Origin of the sequence: Calothrix rhizosoleniae SC01, assembly GCF_900185595.1 — a bacterium.
Lineage (GTDB): Bacteria > Cyanobacteriota > Cyanobacteriia > Cyanobacteriales > Nostocaceae > Calothrix_A > Calothrix_A rhizosoleniae.
Window position 1 is genome coordinate 1 of record NZ_FYBH01000151.1, and the last position, 3582, is coordinate 3582.

A 3582-nucleotide genomic window follows, 5' to 3' on the forward strand; every position below is an offset into this window, starting at 1 on the left:
TCATCCAGAAAAGGATGGCTACTGTTACTAAAGCAAAACCATGAACTAGCCAATCAAATCCTTTTTCTAGAAAGAAATTTATTCCCTTACTAGTAGTAATATCAATATTTCCAGGGCGAGGAACTTGTCTTGATGGATTTGCCATATACAAATCTGTATAAACTGTAGGAAAAGCAGGATAGCTAGAAGCTATCCTACGAAGCGAGGAGAGAGGAGAATAGGAAAAGTTAACAACCTAAATTACTTGACATTACTGTTAACTGTCTGTATTACTTGATTCGCTACACTAGAAGGAATTCTGGTGTAGTTAAGCTGTGCATTGTACTTTTGACCTTCAGTCAGCACCCACTTCACCATGTTCTTAACTGCTTGGGCTTTAGCTGGAGTAGGATATTTTTTATAGACCATCATCCAAGTCAAACCAACAATGGGATAGCCTTTGGAAGAATCTCCCACGAATACTCGGTAATTAGAAGGGAATTGAACACTGGATAAAGCATCATTTGCAGCCTGTAAAGTTGGAGCCACAAACTGACCAGAACTATTCTGTACCAGAGCTGTTTTCAAGTTATTTTCCTTTGCATATGCTTGGGTAACATATCCAATAGCACCTGGAGTCTGTTTCACTGTAGCCGCTACACCTGAATTTCCCTTACTTCGCAGAGTGCTTTTTATCCACTTGGGCTTTTTACTGGTACCGATTCTACCTTTGAAGTAACCACTGATATTACTGAGGTGATTCGTAAAAATGAAGGTAGTACCACTACCATCAGCACGAACCACACTTCTAATAGTTGAATTTGGTAAATTTACCCCAGGATTATCTTTTTTAATTTTGGGGTCATTCCATTTAGTAATTTGACCGGAAAAAATTCCTGGCAAAACCTGACGTGATAATTTGAGATTATTGACACCAGGCAGATTGTAAACAACAGAAACTGCACCACCGGCTGTAGGTACAAGAATTACACCCCGGTTAACTTTAGACATTTCTGTATTGGTCATAGCTGCATCGCTACCACCAAAATCCACAGTTTCCTGAATAGTTTGTCTAATGCCACAACTACTACCACAAGCTTGGTAGTTCATGGTTAATCCTGCTTTTCTCATTTGTTGGGCATATCTTTGGTACAAGGGAGCAGGAAAACTTGCACCAGCACCGGTTAAAGTTTCTGCTTGAGCAACTGAGGTCAGTAATGGAGCAAAAACAACTGCTGTAGTTATTGCTGAAGCCGTAAAGGCACGATTCAGGATGCTGGAAAAAACCATATTAACCTTTGTATTTAAGAATCAAATGAGCACTTCAGCTACTAGTTAAAAGTAAAGATATATTATTTATAGTTATGAGAAGTTTAACCATTATTTAAAAAAAGATTAAATAATGGTTAAACTTATTAATTAAATATTAATTTTGTCAGCTTAAGATATTAAAAATTGAGGAGTGAACACAAATATTTCATCATTTAAAAGTAGATCAGATTATAGGGAAAATAATAAAATTTAAAATTTACATACTTCTATGTTATTAATTAATAAAGTGCTGATGAGATGATAATCTTAGAGAACCATATACTCAGCAAAATTATACCAACAATAGCCAGAGGAGATAAAGAATCTGGAATTTGAGAAATTTTGTTACATCCTGTATATAGTGTCAGGATAAGATAAGTCATAGATAAAACTAAAAGGATTAAAATAATTTCAAAATTAATTCCTCCTAGCATTGTGCTTAATAATATAAAAAAGCCGGGAGCCAACAAGGAAGAACCAGCAATAAAAATATCTCCTTCCGGGCGACCAAAACCTTGAAACATTTTTCTAATGGACATACTTGCCACTGCAAAGCTGATAAATTGCGTAATTCCTAAACCGAAAATTTGAGCAATATTAAAACGACTATATCCAATAAAAAAAGATAAGTTTGATAAAGTTCGATGCACACTAAATAGCAGACAAGCTAAATAGAAAATTCCAAAGGTAATTCCTACTGCTAAAGCACGCTTTTTGCCTAAATTTTGATAAAATATTGGCAGCCCTTCCACAGGGTTAGTGATAAAAATCTTCAACCCTTCTAGGGCATCTTTGAGGGTATTTTGAATTCGGAAACCGGACTCTGATGATTTTGCTGAATTCTGACTGACTTGATAAACTTTTGCAGGTACAGTAGATTTTATCCCTGGTGATGGTCTTGTAGACGCTGACCCTAAAAGATTTGCAGTACTGGCAATATTCTCCCCAACAGATTCCTGGGAGCCTTCCACAAAGGTTTCTAAATTAAATTCTTCAGTCCATAAAGCTGAACTCGAACCGACTTGACAACTATGTACTCTAACAGTTCTAATTACCTTTGCACCCAGATTAGACATACCTTTGTGGATGAACGGTAGGATATCTTCTTGGAGTGGCGGATCTAATGATTCTAAAAAAATTTGTAAGCAAGTATCTTGTAAATTAGTCTTAACAGTTATTCCCTGAGGATTGAGTTGTCGATTAATTAGGGATGCAATTGCTTTGGGATTTCCTTGTTTTGCCAGCTCAACTATATTCGGTTCAGATGAGTTCATTCCATACCTCATAGGAAAGAGAAAATGACTTGAGCTTATAATTCCCCCATCCCGATTGTGGCTAACACCAACTGAGCTATTATTTTCTGCCAGCAAATAATTGGTGAAATGACACAACCTATAACAATAGTAATTTACGCCTAACTGCTTCCATACACACAGCTACCCGCGCACTAGTGGTACTATCCTCCCAACTATCAATATCCAGCTTTTCTTTCAAACGTTGGACATAATTTTGAGCAGTTCTTAAAGCTACATGCATTCGTTCAGCAATCGCATGGTCTGTTAAGGAATATTGGCAAAGTAATTTCAGTGCTTCTAGTTCTTTCTCTGTCAACTTCATCTCTTGACGTAATTCCCTCGGGATACGCAATTCGCCTTTTAAAGCACTTTGAGCACCTTCAATAAAAGCCTTACGCAATTCCATTTTATTGACCACCACAAATCCCCCGTGGTGTTTATTGATCAGATTCACTAAGTGTATAAGGAAACTAGAGTCGCTAGTATAAACCAAGATATTGAGATTGGGATACTGCTCAAAAATTTGTCTTAATAGTTCTATCCCCGGTTTAGCAGACTGCTCGCCACTGATGGTACCAAACTGAAGATCCACCACCACTAATTCTGGTGTTTCCAACTTTAATCTTTCCAAACCCTGTTCTGGTGTTTCCACACAAATACAATTAGCAGATGCTTCTACCTTTTGTAGAAAGCAACAGTTGTTTTGAGCAACTTCTGGATGATCTTCAATCACTAAAAACAGGGGTGTATGGGAATGCATGAGGTTAGTACTAATATTTCCAAGGAATAATTACCATTGTAAATTCCTGCTTTACGCAAAATATGGAGATGGGAGAATTTTATTCAGCGGCGCATCTTCTCCCATCACACTACCCAAAAGTTTTTCAGCTTTTTTCCCTACTAAATTTCAATTTGAGTGGGTCTGCGGTAAGTAGGTCGGCGGGAAAATTCATAAGTATGTAACGAAAATTTAACCAGAATTATTGGAGTTAAATTT

At 37.0% G+C, this 3582-nt stretch carries 3 protein-coding genes; all 3 read right to left on the bottom strand.

The window, feature by feature from the left end:
* Positions 1-240: 240 nt before the first annotated feature.
* The 3 genes from pstS to CALSC_RS08955 all read right to left on the bottom strand — a co-directional run bounded on the left by pstS (position 241) and on the right by CALSC_RS08955 (position 3345).
* Positions 241-1269: a phosphate ABC transporter substrate-binding protein PstS gene (gene pstS, locus CALSC_RS08945; RefSeq protein WP_088241015.1), complete on the bottom strand. Its 1029-nt coding sequence runs from the start codon at positions 1267-1269 to the stop codon at positions 241-243.
* 260 nt (positions 1270-1529) lie between these two features.
* Positions 1530-2564, bottom strand: coding sequence for a hypothetical protein (locus CALSC_RS08950; RefSeq protein ID WP_088241016.1), 1035 nt, complete (start codon positions 2562-2564; stop codon positions 1530-1532).
* A 118-nt stretch (positions 2565-2682) separates the two neighbouring features.
* The gene (locus CALSC_RS08955) at positions 2683-3345 is read right to left on the bottom strand and encodes a response regulator (RefSeq protein WP_088241017.1); all 663 of its coding nucleotides are present in this window, start codon (positions 3343-3345) and stop codon (positions 2683-2685) included.
* Positions 3346-3582: the final 237 nt, after the last annotated feature.